This is a genomic window from Thiolinea disciformis DSM 14473, assembly GCF_000371925.1.
GTDB lineage: Bacteria > Pseudomonadota > Gammaproteobacteria > Thiotrichales > Thiotrichaceae > Thiolinea > Thiolinea disciformis.
Map to the genome: position 1 here is coordinate 26,184 of NZ_AQVE01000005.1, position 18,562 is coordinate 44,745.

At 44.1% G+C, this 18,562-nt stretch carries 21 protein-coding genes; 7 read left to right on the forward strand and 14 right to left on the reverse strand.

Features of this window, described 5'->3' with window-relative positions; translation table 11 throughout:
- Positions 1-7: 7 nt before the first annotated feature.
- From scpB to A3IE_RS0105190, 6 genes are all read right to left on the reverse strand, one after another.
- Positions 8-565 (reverse strand): SMC-Scp complex subunit ScpB, encoded by a 558-nt coding sequence (gene scpB / locus A3IE_RS0105170; RefSeq protein ID WP_020394533.1) that lies wholly within the window; start codon positions 563-565, stop codon positions 8-10.
- A gap of 2 nt (positions 566-567) precedes the next feature.
- Positions 568-1,392 (reverse strand): segregation and condensation protein A, encoded by an 825-nt coding sequence (locus A3IE_RS0105175; protein ID WP_020394534.1) that lies wholly within the window; start codon positions 1,390-1,392, stop codon positions 568-570.
- The gene (trpS, locus tag A3IE_RS0105180; protein WP_020394535.1) at positions 1,393-2,433 is read right to left on the reverse strand and encodes a tryptophan--tRNA ligase; all 1,041 of its coding nucleotides are present in this window, start codon (positions 2,431-2,433) and stop codon (positions 1,393-1,395) included.
- 68 nt (positions 2,434-2,501) lie between these two features.
- Entirely contained in the window at positions 2,502-2,750 is a 249-nt protein-coding gene (locus tag A3IE_RS23145) for a hypothetical protein (RefSeq protein ID WP_245539178.1), read from the reverse strand.
- Between the two features lie 40 nt (positions 2,751-2,790).
- Positions 2,791-3,183: a site-2 protease family protein gene (locus tag A3IE_RS23150; protein WP_245539179.1), complete on the reverse strand. Its 393-nt coding sequence runs from the start codon at positions 3,181-3,183 to the stop codon at positions 2,791-2,793.
- On the reverse strand, positions 3,184-3,810 hold the full coding sequence (locus A3IE_RS0105190; RefSeq protein ID WP_020394536.1) for an L-threonylcarbamoyladenylate synthase: 627 nt from the start codon (positions 3,808-3,810) through the stop codon (positions 3,184-3,186). It abuts the gene before it with no gap.
- 147 nt (positions 3,811-3,957) lie between these two features.
- On the opposite strand from A3IE_RS0105190, the gene A3IE_RS0105195 reads away from it, so the two are divergent.
- From A3IE_RS0105195 to ygfZ, 4 genes are all read left to right on the forward strand, one after another.
- Positions 3,958-4,581, forward strand: coding sequence for a septation protein A (locus A3IE_RS0105195; RefSeq protein ID WP_020394537.1), 624 nt, complete (start codon positions 3,958-3,960; stop codon positions 4,579-4,581).
- Between the two features lie 3 nt (positions 4,582-4,584).
- Positions 4,585-4,884 (forward strand): YciI family protein, encoded by a 300-nt coding sequence (locus tag A3IE_RS0105200; RefSeq protein ID WP_020394538.1) that lies wholly within the window; start codon positions 4,585-4,587, stop codon positions 4,882-4,884.
- 19 nt (positions 4,885-4,903) lie between these two features.
- A complete protein-coding gene (locus A3IE_RS0105205; RefSeq protein ID WP_245539180.1) occupies positions 4,904-5,902 on the forward strand; it encodes a peptidylprolyl isomerase in 999 nt (332 codons plus the stop codon).
- Positions 5,903-5,980: 78 nt separating this feature from the next.
- A complete protein-coding gene (gene ygfZ, locus A3IE_RS0105210) occupies positions 5,981-7,006 on the forward strand; it encodes a CAF17-like 4Fe-4S cluster assembly/insertion protein YgfZ (protein WP_020394540.1) in 1,026 nt (341 codons plus the stop codon).
- A gap of 65 nt (positions 7,007-7,071) precedes the next feature.
- Here ygfZ and A3IE_RS0105215 read toward each other — a convergent pair whose 3' ends face one another.
- A complete protein-coding gene (locus tag A3IE_RS0105215; protein ID WP_020394541.1) occupies positions 7,072-7,677 on the reverse strand; it encodes a DUF4114 domain-containing protein in 606 nt (201 codons plus the stop codon).
- Positions 7,678-7,856: 179 nt separating this feature from the next.
- The gene (locus tag A3IE_RS0105220; protein ID WP_020394542.1) at positions 7,857-8,897 is read right to left on the reverse strand and encodes an isocitrate/isopropylmalate family dehydrogenase; all 1,041 of its coding nucleotides are present in this window, start codon (positions 8,895-8,897) and stop codon (positions 7,857-7,859) included.
- Between the two features lie 225 nt (positions 8,898-9,122).
- Between A3IE_RS0105220 and aceK the strand changes: the two genes are divergently transcribed.
- The gene (gene aceK / locus A3IE_RS0105225; RefSeq protein WP_026154790.1) at positions 9,123-10,883 is read left to right on the forward strand and encodes a bifunctional isocitrate dehydrogenase kinase/phosphatase; all 1,761 of its coding nucleotides are present in this window, start codon (positions 9,123-9,125) and stop codon (positions 10,881-10,883) included.
- 2 nt (positions 10,884-10,885) lie between these two features.
- Entirely contained in the window at positions 10,886-11,362 is a 477-nt protein-coding gene (locus tag A3IE_RS0105230) for a rhodanese-like domain-containing protein (protein WP_026154791.1), read from the forward strand.
- A 38-nt stretch (positions 11,363-11,400) separates the two neighbouring features.
- Here A3IE_RS0105230 and A3IE_RS0105235 read toward each other — a convergent pair whose 3' ends face one another.
- Both A3IE_RS0105235 and A3IE_RS0105240 read right to left on the reverse strand, forming a co-directional pair.
- Entirely contained in the window at positions 11,401-13,575 is a 2,175-nt protein-coding gene (locus A3IE_RS0105235; RefSeq protein WP_020394545.1) for a prealbumin-like fold domain-containing protein, read from the reverse strand.
- 51 nt (positions 13,576-13,626) lie between these two features.
- Positions 13,627-14,802 carry a pyridoxal phosphate-dependent aminotransferase gene (locus A3IE_RS0105240; protein WP_020394546.1) on the reverse strand — a complete coding sequence of 392 codons (1,176 nt, stop codon included), beginning with the start codon at positions 14,800-14,802 and terminating at the stop codon, positions 13,627-13,629.
- A 284-nt stretch (positions 14,803-15,086) separates the two neighbouring features.
- Here A3IE_RS0105240 and A3IE_RS0105245 point away from each other — a divergent pair, with 284 nt between their 5' ends.
- Entirely contained in the window at positions 15,087-15,701 is a 615-nt protein-coding gene (locus A3IE_RS0105245) for an OmpW/AlkL family protein (RefSeq protein WP_020394547.1), read from the forward strand.
- 128 nt (positions 15,702-15,829) lie between these two features.
- Here the strand turns inward: A3IE_RS0105245 and cysM are convergent, their stop codons facing one another.
- Genes cysM through recO form a run of 4 tightly spaced genes read right to left on the reverse strand, consistent with a single transcriptional unit; the run spans position 15,830 to position 18,562 of the window.
- Positions 15,830-16,726 (reverse strand): cysteine synthase CysM, encoded by an 897-nt coding sequence (gene cysM / locus A3IE_RS0105250; protein WP_020394548.1) that lies wholly within the window; start codon positions 16,724-16,726, stop codon positions 15,830-15,832.
- Positions 16,727-16,732: 6 nt separating this feature from the next.
- Positions 16,733-17,119, reverse strand: a complete 387-nt coding sequence (gene acpS / locus A3IE_RS0105255; RefSeq protein WP_020394549.1) for a holo-ACP synthase — start codon at positions 17,117-17,119, stop codon at positions 16,733-16,735.
- A complete protein-coding gene (gene pdxJ / locus A3IE_RS0105260; RefSeq protein ID WP_020394550.1) occupies positions 17,116-17,853 on the reverse strand; it encodes a pyridoxine 5'-phosphate synthase in 738 nt (245 codons plus the stop codon). Before pdxJ ends, acpS begins: the two co-directional genes overlap by 4 nt.
- A gap of 4 nt (positions 17,854-17,857) precedes the next feature.
- Positions 17,858-18,562: a DNA repair protein RecO gene (gene recO, locus A3IE_RS21915; protein ID WP_020394551.1), complete on the reverse strand. Its 705-nt coding sequence runs from the start codon at positions 18,560-18,562 to the stop codon at positions 17,858-17,860.

Consider the following 18,562-nt stretch of genomic DNA (forward strand, 5'->3'; position numbering starts at 1 on the left):
TTAACGCTCAGTCAGAGGGGGCTTCGACTACTAAAGTCGCTAAATCTACATCTCGAACTTCCATTAAACTAGGCAAATCATCTAATGATTTTAATTGGAAATAATCCAAGAATTGGCGGGTCGTACCCAGCATTTCAGGGCGACCTGGCACTTCTTTATGGCCTAACACCCGAATCCACTCTCGCTCCAACAAAGTCTTAATCACAGCCCCATTCACAGCCACGCCACGTACCTCCTCAATCTCGGCACGGGTAATAGGCTGACGCCATGCAATTAAAGCTAAGATTTCTAATAAAGTACGCGAATATTTAGCGGGCTTTTCAATATGATGCTTTAGCACCCAAGTACTGTATTGCTCTCGCGTTTGTAAACGATAGCCACTAGCGGTTTCTTTCAACTCAAAACTACGTCCCACACAATTGTCTGCTAAAACCTTTAGCGCAGCGCGCAGTTGAGGCCGTGTTACAGCTTCCTCCGAGGAAAAGAAGCTTTCTAACTGCTCTAAGGACAAAGGCTTAGCAGCGGTCAATAAAATAGCCTCTAACACTAGAGCGAGACGATCCATACTTATGCAGCAACCGCTTGAGGCGAAGTGGGCAAACTAATCATCAGTGGCGCATAAGCTTCATCAGCTTGATGTACCTCAATCAACTGCGCTTTGAGTAATTCCAATATTGCCATTAAGCTCACGACCACACCACGTCGACCTTCTTCAGGAGCAAAGAAACTTGCAAAACTGAGGGCTGATTGTCCTTGCAATTGCGCTAAAACCCGACTCATGCGCTCACGCATCGATAAAGGTTCGCGCTTAATTTGATGGTGGGTTAGTAGATCCGCACGTTTCAATAATTGCTGGAAAGCCGCTAATAGTTCCGGTAGTTTCACTTCAGGCTGCGCACGCACAGGAGGCTCAAACTCCGCCGCTGTTTGTGCTGCCCAATGCTCACGCTCAAACCGTGGCAAATTATCTAAATCCAAGGCGGCTTGCCGCACTTGCTCATATTCCTGTAAGCGTCGCACTAGCTCAGCACGTGGATCCTCTTCCAAGCTTAGCATTTCACGGCGTGGCAATAATAAGCGGGATTTGATTTCTGCCAACAAAGCCGCCATGACTAAATAATCTGCCGCTAGCTCCAACTGAAACTCATGCATCAACTTCACATAACCCATATATTGCTCAGTAATTTTAGCAATCGGAATTTCGCAAATATCCAAATTCTGGTGGCGAATCAAATAGAGTAATAAATCCAAGGGCCCTTCAAACGTATCTAACAACACTGCTAAAGCATTCGGTGGGATATACAAATCTTCAGGTACACTAGTAATGGGCTTCCCATGCACCCTAGCAACTGGCAAAGCCAATTGCCTTGGATTAACTACGTTAGCCGTCATCTAATTATAAGTCTGAGCCAAATGCTTGAAATTCATATCATCCAGCATATTACGCAGGTTGGTTTTAGCAATAGGACGCACTTTGGCAGCACTTTCGGCTAATAACGCTTTCACACGCTCAACGGAGCAGTCGGGTGATTGGTAACGCTGTTGGATTGGCTCTACTAATTCTAAAATATTTTTTGCTAATTCTTTTTTCAAATCACCATAAAAGCGCTGCTCTGCACGCTCATAACGGCCTAAATAATCTTCATAAACCGCTTTGGGCGCGCACAATTCTAATAATTTGTAGATACCCTTCATCGATTCAGTCATAGGTTCGCCAGCCACAGGACCTAAATCAGTTTGAGCTGCCATTACTTTGCGTTTAATTTCTTTCGGTGCGTCATTCAGATAAATCACATTATCCGGCCCACCCACTGATTTACTCATTTTGCCCTCACCTTTCAAGCCGGGAACACGCACTGCTTCGACTAAATGGGAACGAGGCTCTGTAAACTTGTGTTTTTTACTAAAATGGTGATTATATTTTCGGGCGATTTCGCGAGCTATCTCCAAATGCTGTAATTGATCTTCGCCAACTGGAACAATATCAGCATTACAGAATAAAATATCAGAAGCCATTAATACGGGATAAGCTAGCAAACCCAAAGAAACCATTTTGCGCTTACCTTCCATATCCGCCACCTTATCTTTATAGGTCGTACAGCGGCGTAGCTCACCTTCAGGTGTAATCATACCCAACAATAGATTAAAGAAGGGAATTTCTAAAATATCACTTTGCCGATAAATTGTTGATTTATTGGAATCTAAGCCACAAGCTAAATACCAGCGCACCACTTCGACGGAGTTTTTGTCCACATCAATATGATCTTCCATCGCGGTGGTCAGCGCATGTAAATCGGCGACAAAATAAAAGCACTGATGCCCCTGCTCTTGTAATTTGACAAAATATTGAATAGCACCAAAATAATTGCCTAAGTGTATTTCGCCTGTAGGACGAATACCCGACAAAATAACTGGCGATTTATTATTTTCCATTGATTGATTTCCTATATTTGTCATAGCTTAAGTTAGAATTACTACAATATTGCTTGGCTAATTACACTTTAATGCACAAATAAACTTAATAGAATTTTGTAGAGTGCTCCCACTGCGCCACCGATAAATCCGTTCAACACATTCGTTACTAATAATAGTAACAAAATTATAAAGCCATACGGCTCTAATCGGTCTAATACTTCGGCCACCTGACGCGGCGCTATTCCTGCCAAGACCCGAGCCCCATCAAACGAAGGAATAGGGAGTAAATTCAGCACCAATAAAATTAAATTAAACAATACACCTATTTTTGCCATCGTGATGAAGCCTCGCGCCAAGCCTTCATTCGTAATCAGCTTAGCAAATAAGCCTAGTAAGATGGCCCACAAGACCGCCATGACTAAGTTTGATGCAGGCCCCGCCAGTCAGTGCAATAAGTGCCATGTCGCGGCGTGGATGCTTCAAAAAACGGGCATTAACAGGGATTGGCTTAGCCCAACCCAAGGCAAAAGGTTGCCCCATAGTTGCAAGCGAAAGTATTAGCATCCCAACAGGCAGTGCAATCGTGCCGACTGGGTCAATATGCTTAAAGGGATTTATGGTTAAACGGCCTAGCATTTTTGCTGTGCTGTCACCTAATTTATATGCGACCCAACCATGCGCGACCTCATGTAAGGTAATCGCTAATAAAACCGGTATCGCACCAGCCGCAAGGTAGAAAATAATACTATTGATATCCAAACCTTGCATTTAATGCTCCAACAACCAATCCGTTGCGCCTTTACCTTGGCGCAATACACTCGGGCGATCGCCTGTCAAATCCAATACAGTCGTTGGCTCATGCCCACAAAATCCGCCATCCATAATCAAATCAACCTCATGCTCTAGATACACCCGAATCTGATAAGGATCTGTCATCGGCAAATCCTCCCCAGGCAGAATCAAGGTGCTCGACATCAGTGGCTCACCTAATTCTGTTAGAAATGCTTGTGCCACAATATGATCTGGAATACGAATACCAATGGTTTTTCGTTTTGGATTTTGCAAACGGCGTGGTACTTCTTTTGTTGCCTTCAAAATAAAGGTATAAGGGCCAGGGGTTAATGACTTTAATAAGCGATAATTCATATTATCCACTTGCGCGTAATGGGCTATCTCTGAAAGATCGCGGCAAGCTAAGGTAAAATTATGCTTGTCATTCAGGCGGCGAATGCGGTAAATACGCTCCATTGCAGCTTTATCACCTAACAAACAGCCAATAGCATAACTGGAATCAGTCGGGTAAACTACGACGCTGCCATTTCGTACCATATCAACCGCTTGGCGCAGCAAACGCTTTTGTGGATTCTCGGGATGGACTTGAAAATACTGGCTCATGCAGGCTTATGATCGGTTAAAATGTACGATTTTACAGGGAAATATTTAAAAATACACGCCGCCGCTAAGCTAGCAAGCACAAGCAGCCATTTTGCCAACCCAACTGCACCGTTCATGGTTTGAAACGGTAGAGAAACCCTGAAGTTTATGAAGTTTTTAGTTGATTTCTTTCCGGTTGTTATATTTTTCTTAGCTTATAGCTTTTTTGGTCAAGTACCCCCAGGAATGATTGAATTTGTCAATCAACTCCCTTTTGTAGACCTGTCTCAGCAAAATCCCAAAGATGCCATTTTATTCGCCACTTTAGTGATTATTATTGCTACGCTAATCCAAAACTTAATTCATTATTTGCACTATAAGCGCTTCGAAAAGATGCACTTAATTTCACTGGCTGTCTTGATTGCTCTTGGTAGCCTTACGCTGATTTTGAAGAATCCAGACTTCATAAAATGGAAGGTCACGATTATCAATTGGGTCTTTGCGCTTGCTTTTTTGAGCAGTGCCTATATAGGTACACGCAAGACCTTAGTAGAACGCATGATGAGCCAAGCCTTGCAAGTGCCGGAAGCTATTTGGAAAAAAGTGAATCTATTTTGGGTGCTATTCTTTGCTTTCTTGGGCGCTATCAATTTGGTCGTTGCTTATAACTTTGAAGAGCAAATTTGGGTCAAGTTTAAGCTATTTGGTGTATTGGGTTTAACCTTCGTCTTTGTTATTTTTCAAGCACTGTATCTACAAAAGCACGCTATCGAACCACCACAAGAGTCTTAAACCATGTTATATGTGATCATTGGCGAGGATGCTGAACATAAACACGAAGCACGCCTGGCAGCACGACCAGAGCATGTGGCACGCTTAAATCTCTTACGTGATCAAGGGCGTCTTGTGATTGCAGGCCCTATGCCTGCTATTGAAAGTAATGATCCTGGCCCTGCTGGATTTACGGGCAGCGTCATTATCGCCGAATTTGATTCACTGCAAGCTGCGAAAGATTGGCTTGCAGCCGACCCCTACCAAGCTGCAGGGGTTTATAAAACTGTCACGATTAAACCATTCAAAAAAGTGTTACCGTAAGGAAATGATGAAAATGCGCATGACAACAACTACGTTCATTGCAACAAGCTTAATTGGGCTGATTTTAAGTTTAGGTACTGTACAAGCTGAAGATACCAAAGCTCAGCCAGCCGCTGCTGCAGCGGATGCCAAGCCAGCAGATGCTAAACCTGCTGAAGCTAAGCCAGAAGAAAAAGCAGCCGATGCCAAATCCGCAGATACTGCTGCAACTAAAACCAATAGCGAAGAAATTTTAGCTATTGTCAATGGTACAGAAATCAAACGTGGCACTATGGATGCTGTGCTAGAAATGGCGAAGCGTTCAGGGATGGATGGTCAAATTGATCCCAAAGCTTTATTAGACGATCTAATCATGACGGAATTAGCGCGCCAAGAAGCCCAAAAATCAGGCTTAGGTGAGCGCGATGATGTTAAAGAAAAAGTCAAAGGCTTTACTGACAAGCTCATTCTTAATACATGGATGCAAGAAAAAGCGTCTGGTTTAACGATTTCCGACGATGAAATTAAAGCAGCCTATGATAAGGCTGTTGCTTCCATGCCGAAATCTGAATACAAAGCCCGCCACATTTTGGTCAAAACCAAAGAAGAAGCACAAGCTGTTATCGATGAATTAGCAAAAGGAAAAAACTTTGCTGATTTAGCGAAAGAAAAATCTGGCGGCCCTTCTGGCCCTCAAGGTGGTGACTTAGGCTGGTTCAGTCCTGCTAGCATGGTAAAACCTTTCGCCGAAGCGGTAGAAGCCATGGAAGTGGGTACGACTAGCAAAACGCCCGTTGAAACACAATTCGGCTTCCATGTTATCAATCTGGAAGAAAAGCGTGATGTTAAACTACCCGAAATGGAAAGTTTAAAACCTCAACTGAAACAACAGTTAGAGCGCGAAAAAATGCTGGCTTATATGCAAGATTTACGCAAAGGCGCCGATGTAAAAGTCTTAATGCCTGAGCCAAAAGCTGAAGCTACCGCCAAACCAGCGGAAGAAGAAGCGGAAAAACCTGCGGAAAAACCGAAGCAATAAAGCCTAAATTTACACAGCTCCATGACCTGCCTTAAGCTTATGCTCAAGGTGGGTTTTATTTTTTAGAGGGAGTGCAAGATGAAACCAGAGTGGAAGCAATTTTTACTAACGAAAGGCGCCACCTTCGAAGGCACAGACGTGGTTCATTTTGGTAAACCTGAACTTGACACTCGTCTTAGGCCCCAAAGCGCTGTTTTATGCGACTTATCACAGCTTGGATTAATCAGTGTCGTGGGTGAAGATGCCAAAACCTTCTTACAAAGCCAACTGAGCAATGATATTCAACGGGTTTCGCCTCAGCGTGCTCAATTAAGTTCTTATAATTCCCCGAAAGGCCGCACCTATACTACTTTTCACATTTTTCAGCGCCAAGGCGTTTACTATCTTTCTTGCGCTAGTGATGTCTTGGAAACCGTTCTAAAACGCTTAAAAATTTACGTATTACGCTCAAAAGTCGTTTTAGAAAATGCAAGTGATCGTTTTGTTCGTTTTGGTTATGTTGGAGCCAACAGTGAAAAAGACTTAAAAGAGCTGTTAGGTACGGCCCCTGAAAAACCTTGGGATCTAGTTCAAACCGACACACTTACCATTATGCGTCAAGCGGCAGATGTGCCACGATTTGAGATTTATGCTGAATTAGATGAAGCACGCCATTTATGGGAACAATTACACGTTCATGCTACCCCTGTTAGCGGCCATACTTGGGACTATTTTGATATTGCTTCAGGTATTCCGCGCATTACTTTGCCCAGCATCGAATCTTGGGTGCCACAAATGATAAATTTACATTTGCTGGATGGAATCAGTTTTACGAAGGGCTGCTTTCCCGGTCAAGAAATTGTAGCTCGTCTCAAATACCTAGGCCAAAACAAGCGTCAAATGTATCGTTTTCTCCAATACTCAGGACAGTTACCCGCTATTGGTGCGGACATTCTAAATGCTAATGGCGAAGCAGTAGGCCAAGTGTTAAATGCAGCCTTGAATCCGGATGGCAATGTGGAGTTATTAGCCGTGGTGAAAATTGCGCTGGCGCATGAAAACTTAAGTCTAAATGGCCTGCCTTTAACACTCCAAGCCTTACCCTATGTTTTAGACGCTGAATAAAAAAAAGCGGCAAATTCGTCAATTCGCCGCTCTTTATTTAAAAAATGAACGCTAAAGCAAACGCATTACCATTTAGCAAAAGTGCCAAAAGGATTATTTTGAATGTTCACGAATACGTCATTGTAATCACGATCATTCGGTGCAGAACCTGTACGATCTTCAAAACCGATGGTGAAACCGCCATTCCCGTTATCCACTACACGTGCACCATTTGAATTACCTGGAATAAAGGTGTCTTGTGTATGGTTATATAAGCCAATATTATCAGGCGTTAAGGCTTGGAAAGGAGGGTTACGTGGATCTAATGGTTGCCATTGGCAAGAATTTTCATCGTAATATTTAACAGTGCTACGATCCCCGGTGTCAGGACGTACAAAAATATCAACTTGTGGTGGTGCAGCTTCTGGACGGCCATGATTGTGATGATGGAAAGGACGTGTATTGGCCGGGTTATAGTTAAACGAGTTAAAGATACGACCTTGGTGCACTTGTGTTTGTGCTAAATAATTCATGTGTGAGTGCGGACCATGACCAAATGGGCGCGCATTACCATTCCATGAAGAACCCCAACCGCCATTCGGAAAGTTATTGGCACCCCATACACCCGTCGACGTAGACTGTGCAAAAGCATTACCAATAAAAGGACGGTTATTAACGTTATAATTGAACATCACGAAGCTCTCATTAGTTGTGTTGTTAGAAAGTAGGAAAGCAGCTAGTGTTCTAAGATTAAATTAATTAATAAGGCACTGCGAAAATTTTATATAAACGGTAGATTTTTAAGAATAAGCGGTAGCCAAAAACAAACGCACCCTAAGGTGCGTTTGACGGAATTGACTCCTCCGTAATTTTACTTGATATGCGTTTTCATGCGATCAATAACCACTTGAGTAAACTCGTCAGTATTCAGTTTGCCCTTCAGGTCGCGTGTGCATTCACCATCTTGAATTGCACTTAATAAGCCTAAACGCAAGGCGTGGCCAAGATCATAGCGATCCACATGATCTAATAACATACCAAAGGCCAGTAAAACGGCTGCTGGGTTGGCAACATTCTTACCAGCGATATCTGGAGCTGTACCACCGGCTGGGTCGAACATCGCAATATCTACGGTGTGATCATCATTGAATGAGTAGTTACCACTCGCGCCAGTACCTAAACTGCCCACTAAGCCAGATGCCATATCAGATAAGAAGTCACCATATTCATTTAGCGTTACCACGACCTCATAGTCTTGGGGCTTCATGATGATTTTGGCAAGCAATGCGTCGAATAACTCCACATTATGCTCTACATCTGGGAATTCTTGATGTGCTTTGCGCACCACTTCTTCGAATAAACCGTCCGTTACCTTCTGGATCGTGTGCTTAGAAGACGAGGTGACGCGGTAGTTACGACCACCATAAGTAAGACCTTTTTTACGCGCTAAATCGAAAGCGAAATGCGCCGCTTGCATACAAGGACGAGTTTCAACCATACGCACAGAAATCGCGCTATCTAAACCGATACGTTGACCTGGGTCGTCATAAGTGCCGCCAGTCGCTACACGGATAATGTGCAGATTGACGTTTTCTTTGAAATTAGAATTAATGCCTTTAATCGAAATTGCAGGACGATAGATAACACTAAAGTTCAAACGGCGACGAATCAAAGCATTAGGGCTACGGGTACGGGTTTCAGTAGGGTATTTCAGCGCTAATTTGGTTTGGCGCATGGAAGCTTCTGCTTCATCAATAGAGGCTAAACCTTTTGCTTCGCGAGTCGCGACCGACCAGTCAACAGGAACAAAACTAATATTGGCAGGTAAGGCTTCAGCCACTTGGTGAACTGATTTCGCCAACTCCGGCCCAATCCCATCTCCGAGTAATTCGGTGATTACTATTTTACTCATATAAGAGCATCCTCCTTGGTTTTAAAGCAGCTTTTTTTAAGTGCACTAATCATACGACCCTTAACCGGTATTGTCGACAATAAACCCTATTTTATCCTAAAAAAAGTCCAAATTACCGACGTATTGTTGACAAAGAAAGTTTACAAAAAAACTAAGCAATGTTGCAGTGCACACTCAGCATCAAGTAAGATTTATGCCAAATTTTTCAACCAGCAAAGGCGCGCTATGCCCGAGACTCAAAGCAAAGTTGAACGCGAATTCCGACTTTCTCGCAATATCGCGCAAACCATACTAGAAGGCTTTAATCGCCATTTTAGTATTTTCCAACAAATCACCTCTGGCGCACGCCAACGCTTTGAGGAGGCGGACTGGCAAGGTGTGCAACGTGCTTCGCGCGAACGCATTGTGCTCTATGATCACCGTATAGAAGAGACGATTGCCTTAATTCGTGAGCTGTATCAAATCAAGACGCTTGATGAGGACTTATGGCGTAATATTCGTTTATGTTATATGCGCCTATTATCCTTTCATAAACAACCGGAATTAGCGGAAACCTTTTATAACTCGGTGTTTTGCCGCCAGTTCCAACGCCGCTATTACACGAATGACTTTATTTTCGTGCGCAATGCGATTGCCACCGATTATATTGAATCCAGTGAACCTGAACTGATTAGCTATCGTTGCTATTATCCAAGCCAAGATGGTTTAGTAGATTGCATACGCCGCATTATACAAGACAGTGGTTATCAAAAACCTTTTGAAAACCTGGAGCGTGACATTAGAAGTTTACTGAAAGCGTTAGTCAAACGCTTTCCGAAAGAAAAACGTAAAATCCATCTTAATTATCAATTACAAGTTGTTTGCCGCCCTTTCTTCCGCAATAAAGGCTCCTATATTGTCGGGCAATATATTAATGGACGTGACGAAGAAGGATTCGCTATTCCTATTTTGAATAATGAAAAAGGTGGCCTATATATTGATACTCTGCTTTTAGGGGAAAAAGAGTTATCAGTAGTGTTTAGCTATTCGCAAGCTTATTTCATGATTCAGCATCAAGTACCTTCCGCCATTGTTGGCTTCTTAAGCAAGATCATGCCCGAGCATCATCGCTCCGAACATTACTCCTCTATTGGTTTGCATAAGCAAGGTAAATCAGATTTTTATCGCCACTTCTTGCACCATTTACGCCACTCTAGCGATCACTTTATTACCGCGCCCGGGATTCGCGGTATGGTCATGATGGTATTTACCCTGCCTTCGTATCGCTATGTTTTTAAGATGATCAAGGATAAATTCGCACCGCAAAAAGAATTTACCCGTCAACAAGTTGCTGAAAAATACCAATTGGTAAAACGTCATGATCGTGTAGGCCGAATGGCGGATATGTTGGAATATTCGAATGTAGCCTTGCCCTTAGATCGCTTTAAGCCGGAATTATTGCAAGAACTACACGACACCTGTGCCAGCAGTATTACGATTGAAGGAAATTTGATTATTTTCCGCCATATGTATTTAGAGCGTCGTATGATACCCCTTAATATTTACATGGAAAGTGCAAATGATGAGCAACTGGAGCATGTTATTAAGGAGTATGGCAATGCGATTAAACAATTAGCTGGTGCAAATATATTCCCCGGCGACTTTTTGTATAAAAACTTCGGTGTAACACAATTGGGGCGCGTAGTTTTTTACGACTATGATGAAATTAATTACATGACTGAATGTAATTTCCGCAAAATTCCACCGCCACGTTTTCCTGAAGATTTGTTTGGTTCAGAGCCTTGGTACTCCGTTGAACCTTTTGATGTTTTTCCAGAGGAATTTGCCACCTTCCTTTTGACGAATCCCAAAGTGCGTAAGATTTTTATGAAATACCATAAAGATCTCTTGGATCCTGCTTATTGGCAAAAAAAGCAGGCTAATATCCGCAGCGGGATTTATGAAGATGTCTTCCCCTACTCAGAAAAAATACGTTTTAAACGATAAGGATGCCTAATGTGAAAAAATTATATAAGCGAGTCCTGTTTCTAAGTGCAGTACTTATCACGACTTTAGGCTTAAATGCTTGTGGTCAAACCCCTGATGCTAAAGCAGAAACACCTAAAACCGCTACTGTACAAACAGGCGGTGTGGTCAATGTTTCAAATGCGGAATTGCAGAGCTTATTAGATCAAGGCGTGCCTTTAGTGGATATTCGCTTGCCTGAAGAATGGTCAGAAACGGGTGTAGTGGCGAACAGCCATAAAATCACCTTGTTTGATGCTCGTGGCAATGTAAATCCTAACTTTTTAGCTGAAGTGCAAAAAATTGCACCCAAAGATAAGCCTGTTGCTCTGATTTGCCGTACTGGTAATCGTACCCGCGCTGGTGCACAAATGCTGGTACAAAGTGGCTATAAGCAGGTTTATAACGTCACTACTGGTATCAAAAGCTGGATAGGTGAAGGCCGTGCGGTAACACGCTAAAAGAAAAGGCACATACTATTTGGATGTGCCTTGGCTTATTAAATATTCCCACCATCGTTGGGCGGTTTCTTAGTACGTAAACCGCCTAGCATTTTTAACACAGCGGTAAGCAATGCGAGCGCACAACCTAATTTTTCGCTATTCGCACCCTCTTCCTGCCTTGAGCCGCCTGAATACGTACTTTGATTGAGCGGTGGAAAACTCGCTTTCAGCAGGGGGCATTGCACCCAAAACTCCGATACTTCCAAATAAGGTTCACGCAAACTAGTCGTCACCCCTATTGCACTTAAACAATCACGGCGCAATGCTGGTGTAATATCCTGATCACTTTGTACTTTAGCGGCTACTAATTGACGCTCTAAGGCTTGCAAACAACGCATTTCTTGGCTTGGATCATGACTTAAGTAGGATTCCAGCACCGGCAATTTACGCCGCAAATCGGCTAGGAAACCTTGTGCTAAGCCACTCACTGTATCTGTGGCAAGATCACTATAGCGTTTATCTTCGGGGCTTACGAAAAGATTCGAATCAGCAAACTCCAGAATACAGGGCGCTAACGGTAAATCGCTTAACGTTACTTTACCTTGCTCATTGGTCACACCCTCAAAAATGGCACTGGGCTCGAAATACAATTTAAAACGTGCATTAGCTACAGGCTTTTTAGTGTCAGTACAAAGCATTAAGGCCTGCCATTGAGCAATGCGCACTACTTCATTCACTTGCTCCGCAGGCAATAAAAAACTCAACATCGCTGCACGACGGGGATTCATCAAGGCAATATCAATTAAAGGCTCGACTTTACCGTGTAGAATCGCCAAACGCTTCATCGCGAAACTACGAATCGCGGTATATTCCAAATCTACCAAGCGAATAGGCTCAGCCGTGTGTGACTGCCACGCTTTTAAGGCTGGTATTAGAAAACGTTCACCAATCGTTTTTTGCTCACTACTAACAGGCCCTAGCGGATTATGGTCGTCACGTCCTTGCGCAAATTCTTGGGTACGCAATTTCAGCCAAGCATCCAGTTGTTGCGCGCCAAAAGGATCTTTCTGACGAAATTGCCCCAAGGTTAGACTGGAATAGTCCGCTAAATACGCGTGGTAATGGAAATCACTTAAGCCCACACTCATTTTCAATAGATTGTCTGGAATCAGATGACGCTCATCATCAATCGCTAATGGTTCAGTTTGCCCATTAGCACGCACCCGCTGATTAATCGCGTTAGTTTGTACAGGCTCATAAGCTAAATGTGATTCACCTTCTTCTGGTGCAAACCCCAAAATACAAACCACGCCATCGTCGGCCATATTCCCACCAATCCGCGCTGGGAATAAACGAATGCGCGGAACTTCGCCGTCCTTCACTTCATACAGCACATTGCCGGAAATCTCACCGCCATCCAATAAACCCGCAATCGAAATAGCATGAGAACCTTTGGTAGTAATTTTATTATTCACCAAGCGCAACTGACGCTGCATCCCATCACTGGAAAAAATTCCTTGCAGCGGCCCATTAGGAGCTTCGACCGTGCAATCACACACGGAAACACCTTCTTGAATCGCACCCGCCATCTGATCCGCTAAGCGCAGATAGGTATTGCCTTCACGCTTACCCAAAGCCGGTGGAATCAATTGAATCGCGTCGCGATGCGCAATATTGTCAGAGCGCTGATCGACGATGTGAAGATTTTCTGCACGAACATGATGATTCCAAATCCGCACCGCATCCGTTTGCTCCCCAAGCAGCTCAATCACACTCTCGCCTTTGAAAGCATAGTGCGTCGTATCCGGCGTAATCACTAACTCTCCCGGATTAGCGGCGACTGCATCCCAATCGACACAACTCGCTTTACAACTTTCCTCATCCAACACATACAAATATTCCTGCTCTTTTTCTGGTGGCGCACGAAATACATGATTCGCGGCCTCGAGCGCTTTAATTTTGGCAGGATATTCGGCGAGAATTTGACGGGCGGATGCGGCGCGCGCTTGATAAGCCTCTAAATTCGCTTTTTGGGTAGCTATTTTATCTGCAATACCCGCTGGTGCTTGAGCCGATTGTTGGAGCTTTTCGAGATTAGCAATATAGGTGGGTAAATAATTCGGCGAGTTAGGATCTAAATATTTTTTAGTTTGGGCAATATCCTCATTAGCTTTGGTGACGAGACGTGTGTAGTGTGTATATAGCGTGTGGGTATTATTTTGCTCAGCCATCAAACACTCCTTGTGAAGCGGAGGGCGGGGATTCACCCTCCGTAATAAGCATCAAACAGACGCTATGCGATCAAGACATTTCTCTAGATTGTCCATACTGGTCGCGAAAGACAAACGCATATAACCCTCTAAACCAAAGGCAGAACCGGGCACCACGGCAACACCGGCTTTATCCAATAAATGACTCGCTAATGCCGTATCATCAGCCAATTTCAAACGTTTAATCATGCCCTCAACATTCGGGAAACTATAAAATGTACCATCTGCCGGTAAACAATTAATACCGTCTACTTTATTCAAACTCGTGTGAACAAAATGATGACGTTTCTCAAAAGCCTCACACATGGTTTTAATAAACGATTGATCGCCATTTAAAGCGGCAATCGAAGCATATTGTGAAATAGAGGTTGGATTGGAGGTACTTTGGGACTGCACAATACGCATAGCATCGGCTAATACCTTAGGCCCTGCACAATAGCCAATACGCCAACCGGTCATCGCATAAGCTTTAGAAACCCCATTTAACACGACCGTGCGATCATAGAGTTCAGGGCAAACATTCAAAATATTAACAAATTGTCTACCACTGAATAAGACATGCTCATACATATCATCCGTGGCAATAATAATCTTCGGATGGCGCACTAAAACTTCGGCGAGCTGCTTCAATTCCTCGGCACTATAAGCGACACCGGTTGGATTAGAAGGACTATTCAGAAACAACATTTTAGTGCGCGGCGTGATAGCCGCCTCTAATTTCTCGGGACTTATTTTGAAGTGTTCCGCTTGGCCTGCCTCAATAATAACCGGAATACCATCTGCCAATAAAACGATGTCAGGATAAGACACCCAATAAGGTGCAGGAATAATTACCTCATCACCGGCCTTAATTAAAGCTTGGCATAAGTTATAACAGCTTTGCTTGCCACCTGAAGAAACGACAATCTGATTAGGTGCATAGCTTAAATTATTTTCACGCTTAAATTTATCAACGACCGCTTGTTTTAATTTAGGAATACCATCAACCGCCGTATAACGCGTTTCTCCTTGATGCATCGCGTCAATAGCAGCTTGTTGAATATGTTCTGGTGTAGGGAAATCCGGTTCCCCTACACTCAAACTGATAATATCGCGCCCCTCCGCTTTTAATTGGACGGCTAAGGCGTTAATGGCTAAAGTCGGAGAAGGTTTGACACGCCCAATACGTGCTGCAAGTTGTATGTTCACTGGAATGAGTTAACCATGATTGGTATTAAGATATACAGGCGGAAGTTGTTGGATATTTCCCTGATCCAATCCCATCGCCCCCCAAAGTGCTAGGCACAGCCGACCCATTCTACTGCAAGATTTCGTATCAAGATAAGTGGCATTCTTACAATTTTATTTTAGGACAGGCCATCAGCACCGATTTGTGCAATGCAAACAGGCATGATTTGTGTCAATGAGCGCGTTCTCCATCCGGTTCATAATGATCTTCAACCTATTTTGATGGTTTTAACTTGGAGAACAAAATGATGCGGAAAATGGCAAGCCTGAGCTTAATGGTTTTAGGAATCCTGAGCGCTAATGCAGTCTTAGCAGGTGGTGTTGCCACGGGCAACAATAGCATTATCGTGCGCGGCGGTGCAGCGATGGTTGATCCTCATGGCGATGGATTAAAAGTCGGTGCAGCACAATTAGATGTAGAAGATAATACCCAATTAGGTTTAAGCGCGAGCATTCCCGTTGCTGGCAATGTAGCGGTCGGTATTCTTGCAGCAACGCCATTCAAACATGACATCACCTTAGCCGGTCAAAAAATCGGTACGACTAAGCATTTACCACCGACTGTGACCTTGCAATATCACTTCAATAATGGCAGTGCTGTTAAGCCTTATGTGGGTATTGGCGCCAACTACACCAAATTTTTCGATGAAGATTCCAAGCTAGGCTCATTAAACTTGGACGATTCAACCGGTTTAGCGGGCGAATTAGGTGTGGATTATAATTTTAATAAGAACTGGGGCGTGAACGGCGCAGTGTGGTATGCGGACATTAAAACCGATGCTACTTTAGGCGGTGCCAAATTAGGCGAAGTGGATATTAGTCCATGGGTGTATATGGTCGGCGTTTCTTATAAATTCTAAGTTTCCCACTCTGCTAAGGCATCCTTTGGCTGGCTACGCTCTGATTGACGTGCCAGCTTTTTTAGCGGTAACTAAAGGCAATGCAGCTTAATTAGCCGCTTTATTGCTTAGACCCGACGAGCTTAAGCTTAAGCAGGGAATACACCGGTCGAAATATAACGATCTCCACGATCACAAATAATCGTCACGATCGTGGCATTTTCTACTTCTTGAGATAAGCGCAAAGCAGCTGCCATCGCACCACCGGAAGATACACCACAGAAAATCCCCTCTTCTTGGGCCAAGCGGCGCATCATGGCTTCAGACTCGGCTTGGGTAACATCCATTTCACGATCAATCGCAGCGGCATTAAAAATTTCAGGTAAATACTCTGGCGTCCAACGCCGAATCCCAGGAATAGCATCTTGCTGTGTCGCCGGACGAACCCCAATGATTTGAATCGCAGGATTTTGGGCTTTGAGGTAGTAACTATTGCCCATAATTGTACCTGTCGTGCCCATCGCACTGACGAAATGGGTAAGGCTACCTTGGGTATCGCGCCAAATTTCAGGGCCTGTTGAGGCGATATGCGCTGCAGGATTGTCAGGATTGGCAAATTGATTCAAGACCTTACCCTTGCCATCGCGCTCCATTTGCAAGGCTATATCACGCGCCCCTTCCATACCACCCTGCTCTTTACTGACTAAAATGAGTTCAGCACCATAAGCTTTCATTGATGCGCGACGCTCCATGCTTAAATTATCCGGCATGAGCAAAATCATCTTATAGCCTTTGATCGCTGCGGCCATCGCTAAGGCAATACCAGTATTTCCGCTAGTCGCTTCAATTAAGGTATCGCCCTGCTTGATATCACCGCGCCGCTCGGCTTCACGAATCATGTTTAAGGCAGGACGGTCTTTCACTGAACCGGCTGGATTATTACCTTCCAATTTCGCCAAAATAATATTGCTGGTCGTCCCTGCCAAACGTTGTAGGCGCACCAGCGGTGTATTACCAATAAACGCTTCAATGGTCGGATAATTCATGCGCGATCAACCTGTCAAAATAACAAAAGCCACAGCATAATGGCGTTCATCCGCCAAAGAAAGGGCTGTATTTGATACCCCCAAGCGCTCTGCCGTTTCTTGCGTAATACCGTGTAATAAAAGTTGCGGCTTGCCCCACGCATCATGACGGGTTTCAATTTCATGCCATTGCGCAAATTGACCAATCCCCGTCCCAAAAGCTTTCGCAAGCGCTTCTTTAGTCGCAAAACGCTTGGCTAGCCATGCTGCTTGTTTTTCGGGCATGAGTTTCTCAAAATACGCTAACTCATCATCATGCAAGATACGACGTGTGAAGCGCTCGGCTTGGCGCTCAAGCAAATGGGCGATACGTTCAATTTCAACAATATCCGTCCCAATGCCAATCAGATTCATGCGTCAGCGCGAGCGGCTTGCATAAGCACCAACATTTCGCGTGTAGCCGCCTCAATGCCCACAAATACCGCGCGTGCTACCATGGCATGACCAATATTCAATTCACGAATAGTGGGAATCATCGCGATGGCAACCGTATTTTGATAATCCAAACCATGGCCTGCATTTACCTGAATCCCCAAACTATGCGCAAACTCAGCCGCTTGTTGAATACGCTCTAATTCACGCCATTTCGCTTCACCCGTATTATTGGCATAAGTGCCGGTATGAAGTTCAATCACGGGCGCACCAATATCGGGTACACGACGAATTTGCTCCATATCCGGCTCAATAAACAGTGACACGCGAATATTAGCCCGACTTAATTCTTGAGTGACTTTCTGAATCCGTTCAAACTGCCCAATCACATCTAAGCCGCCCTCAGTGGTCAGCTCTTCGCGCTTTTCTGGTACGACGCACACATCATGCGGCTGAACATCCAAGGCAATTTTCACCATTTCCGCTGTGGCGCCCATTTCAAAATTCATCCGCGTTGTTAACGCTTTACGCACTGCATAAACATCCGCATCCTGAATATGGCGGCGATCTTCACGTAAATGCAACGTAATAGCGTGCGCACCTGCCTTTTCAATTAAAGCGACTGCTTCCAATAAATCTGGATAAGGTGTAAAACGGGCTTGGCGAATATTGGCGATATGATCAATATTAACGCCTAATTCAATCGGTAAATTCATAATTTCACTCGCTTAATAGCTGACGTGCGTATAAGGTTTTGCCTTTTAATAAAATACGCCACAAACGATCTAATACTTGGCGCAATTCGCGCCCTAAGGGTAGCGATAATTGTGCTGGCTCACGCAAAGCAATCAATAGCTCGCCGGATAATACGGTGTCATTCGCATCAGGCAAATCGCTATGCAAATTAACTCGCGTTAAACCTTGTTCAAACTGAAAGCAATAGCGTTCGCCTGCCACAATGGCCTGCTCATCTTTATCATCGTACCACAGATTTAAATCATGGCCGCAGTGAGCCAATATAGCTAATTCAAATAGCATTACTTGGCGCATATCCGCGCCACGCTGTAAGTGAAATAAAGTCTGCTGATACTGCTCGAAAAGTTCAGGCGTGGCTTGCAAAGGCTGAAACACGCGCAACAACAATTCATTCATATACATGGCCTGCAAAAGCGCATCTTGTTTCAGGCTAAATCGTCCACGTTCTTCGGTTTGCGTCATCGTGAAAACTTCGCCACGCCCCGTCCAACTCGCCTCTAATAAACGAAAGGGCTCTAGCATCCCTTTAAGACGCATACTTTGTTTTTTAGAAAAGCGTGCAATCGCGCTAATACGCCCCTCGTGTTGCGTATATAAATCGAGCAATAAGGCATTTTCGCGATAAGGTTTACGGCGCAAAACAAACGCAGGGGATTGATTAAAAGACAT

Bases quoted from the DNA above. Each gene is read 5' to 3' on its own strand.
- recO (WP_020394551.1), bottom strand. From the start codon at position 18,562: ATGTCTTTTAATCAATCCCCTGCGTTTGTTTTGCGCCGTAAACCTTAT.
- A3IE_RS0105245 (WP_020394547.1), top strand. From the start codon at position 15,087: ATGATGCGGAAAATGGCAAGCCTGAGCTTAATGGTTTTAGGAATCCTG.
- ygfZ (WP_020394540.1), top strand. From the start codon at position 5,981: ATGAAACCAGAGTGGAAGCAATTTTTACTAACGAAAGGCGCCACCTTC.
- A3IE_RS23150 (WP_245539179.1), bottom strand. From the start codon at position 3,183: ATGCAAGGTTTGGATATCAATAGTATTATTTTCTACCTTGCGGCTGGT.
- A3IE_RS0105235 (WP_020394545.1), bottom strand. From the start codon at position 13,575: ATGGCTGAGCAAAATAATACCCACACGCTATATACACACTACACACGT.
- A3IE_RS0105230 (WP_026154791.1), top strand. From the start codon at position 10,886: ATGCCTAATGTGAAAAAATTATATAAGCGAGTCCTGTTTCTAAGTGCA.
- cysM (WP_020394548.1), bottom strand. From the start codon at position 16,726: ATGAATTATCCGACCATTGAAGCGTTTATTGGTAATACACCGCTGGTG.
- A3IE_RS0105220 (WP_020394542.1), bottom strand. From the start codon at position 8,897: ATGAGTAAAATAGTAATCACCGAATTACTCGGAGATGGGATTGGGCCG.
- scpB (WP_020394533.1), bottom strand. From the start codon at position 565: ATGGATCGTCTCGCTCTAGTGTTAGAGGCTATTTTATTGACCGCTGCT.
- A3IE_RS0105215 (WP_020394541.1), bottom strand. From the start codon at position 7,677: ATGTTCAATTATAACGTTAATAACCGTCCTTTTATTGGTAATGCTTTT.
- pdxJ (WP_020394550.1), bottom strand. From the start codon at position 17,853: ATGAATTTACCGATTGAATTAGGCGTTAATATTGATCATATCGCCAAT.
- aceK (WP_026154790.1), top strand. From the start codon at position 9,123: ATGCCCGAGACTCAAAGCAAAGTTGAACGCGAATTCCGACTTTCTCGC.
- A3IE_RS0105190 (WP_020394536.1), bottom strand. From the start codon at position 3,810: ATGAGCCAGTATTTTCAAGTCCATCCCGAGAATCCACAAAAGCGTTTG.
- A3IE_RS0105200 (WP_020394538.1), top strand. From the start codon at position 4,585: ATGTTATATGTGATCATTGGCGAGGATGCTGAACATAAACACGAAGCA.
- trpS (WP_020394535.1), bottom strand. From the start codon at position 2,433: ATGGAAAATAATAAATCGCCAGTTATTTTGTCGGGTATTCGTCCTACA.
- A3IE_RS23145 (WP_245539178.1), bottom strand. From the start codon at position 2,750: ATGGCAAAAATAGGTGTATTGTTTAATTTAATTTTATTGGTGCTGAAT.
- A3IE_RS0105175 (WP_020394534.1), bottom strand. From the start codon at position 1,392: ATGACGGCTAACGTAGTTAATCCAAGGCAATTGGCTTTGCCAGTTGCT.
- A3IE_RS0105195 (WP_020394537.1), top strand. From the start codon at position 3,958: ATGAAGTTTTTAGTTGATTTCTTTCCGGTTGTTATATTTTTCTTAGCT.
- A3IE_RS0105205 (WP_245539180.1), top strand. From the start codon at position 4,904: ATGACAACAACTACGTTCATTGCAACAAGCTTAATTGGGCTGATTTTA.
- acpS (WP_020394549.1), bottom strand. From the start codon at position 17,119: ATGAATCTGATTGGCATTGGGACGGATATTGTTGAAATTGAACGTATC.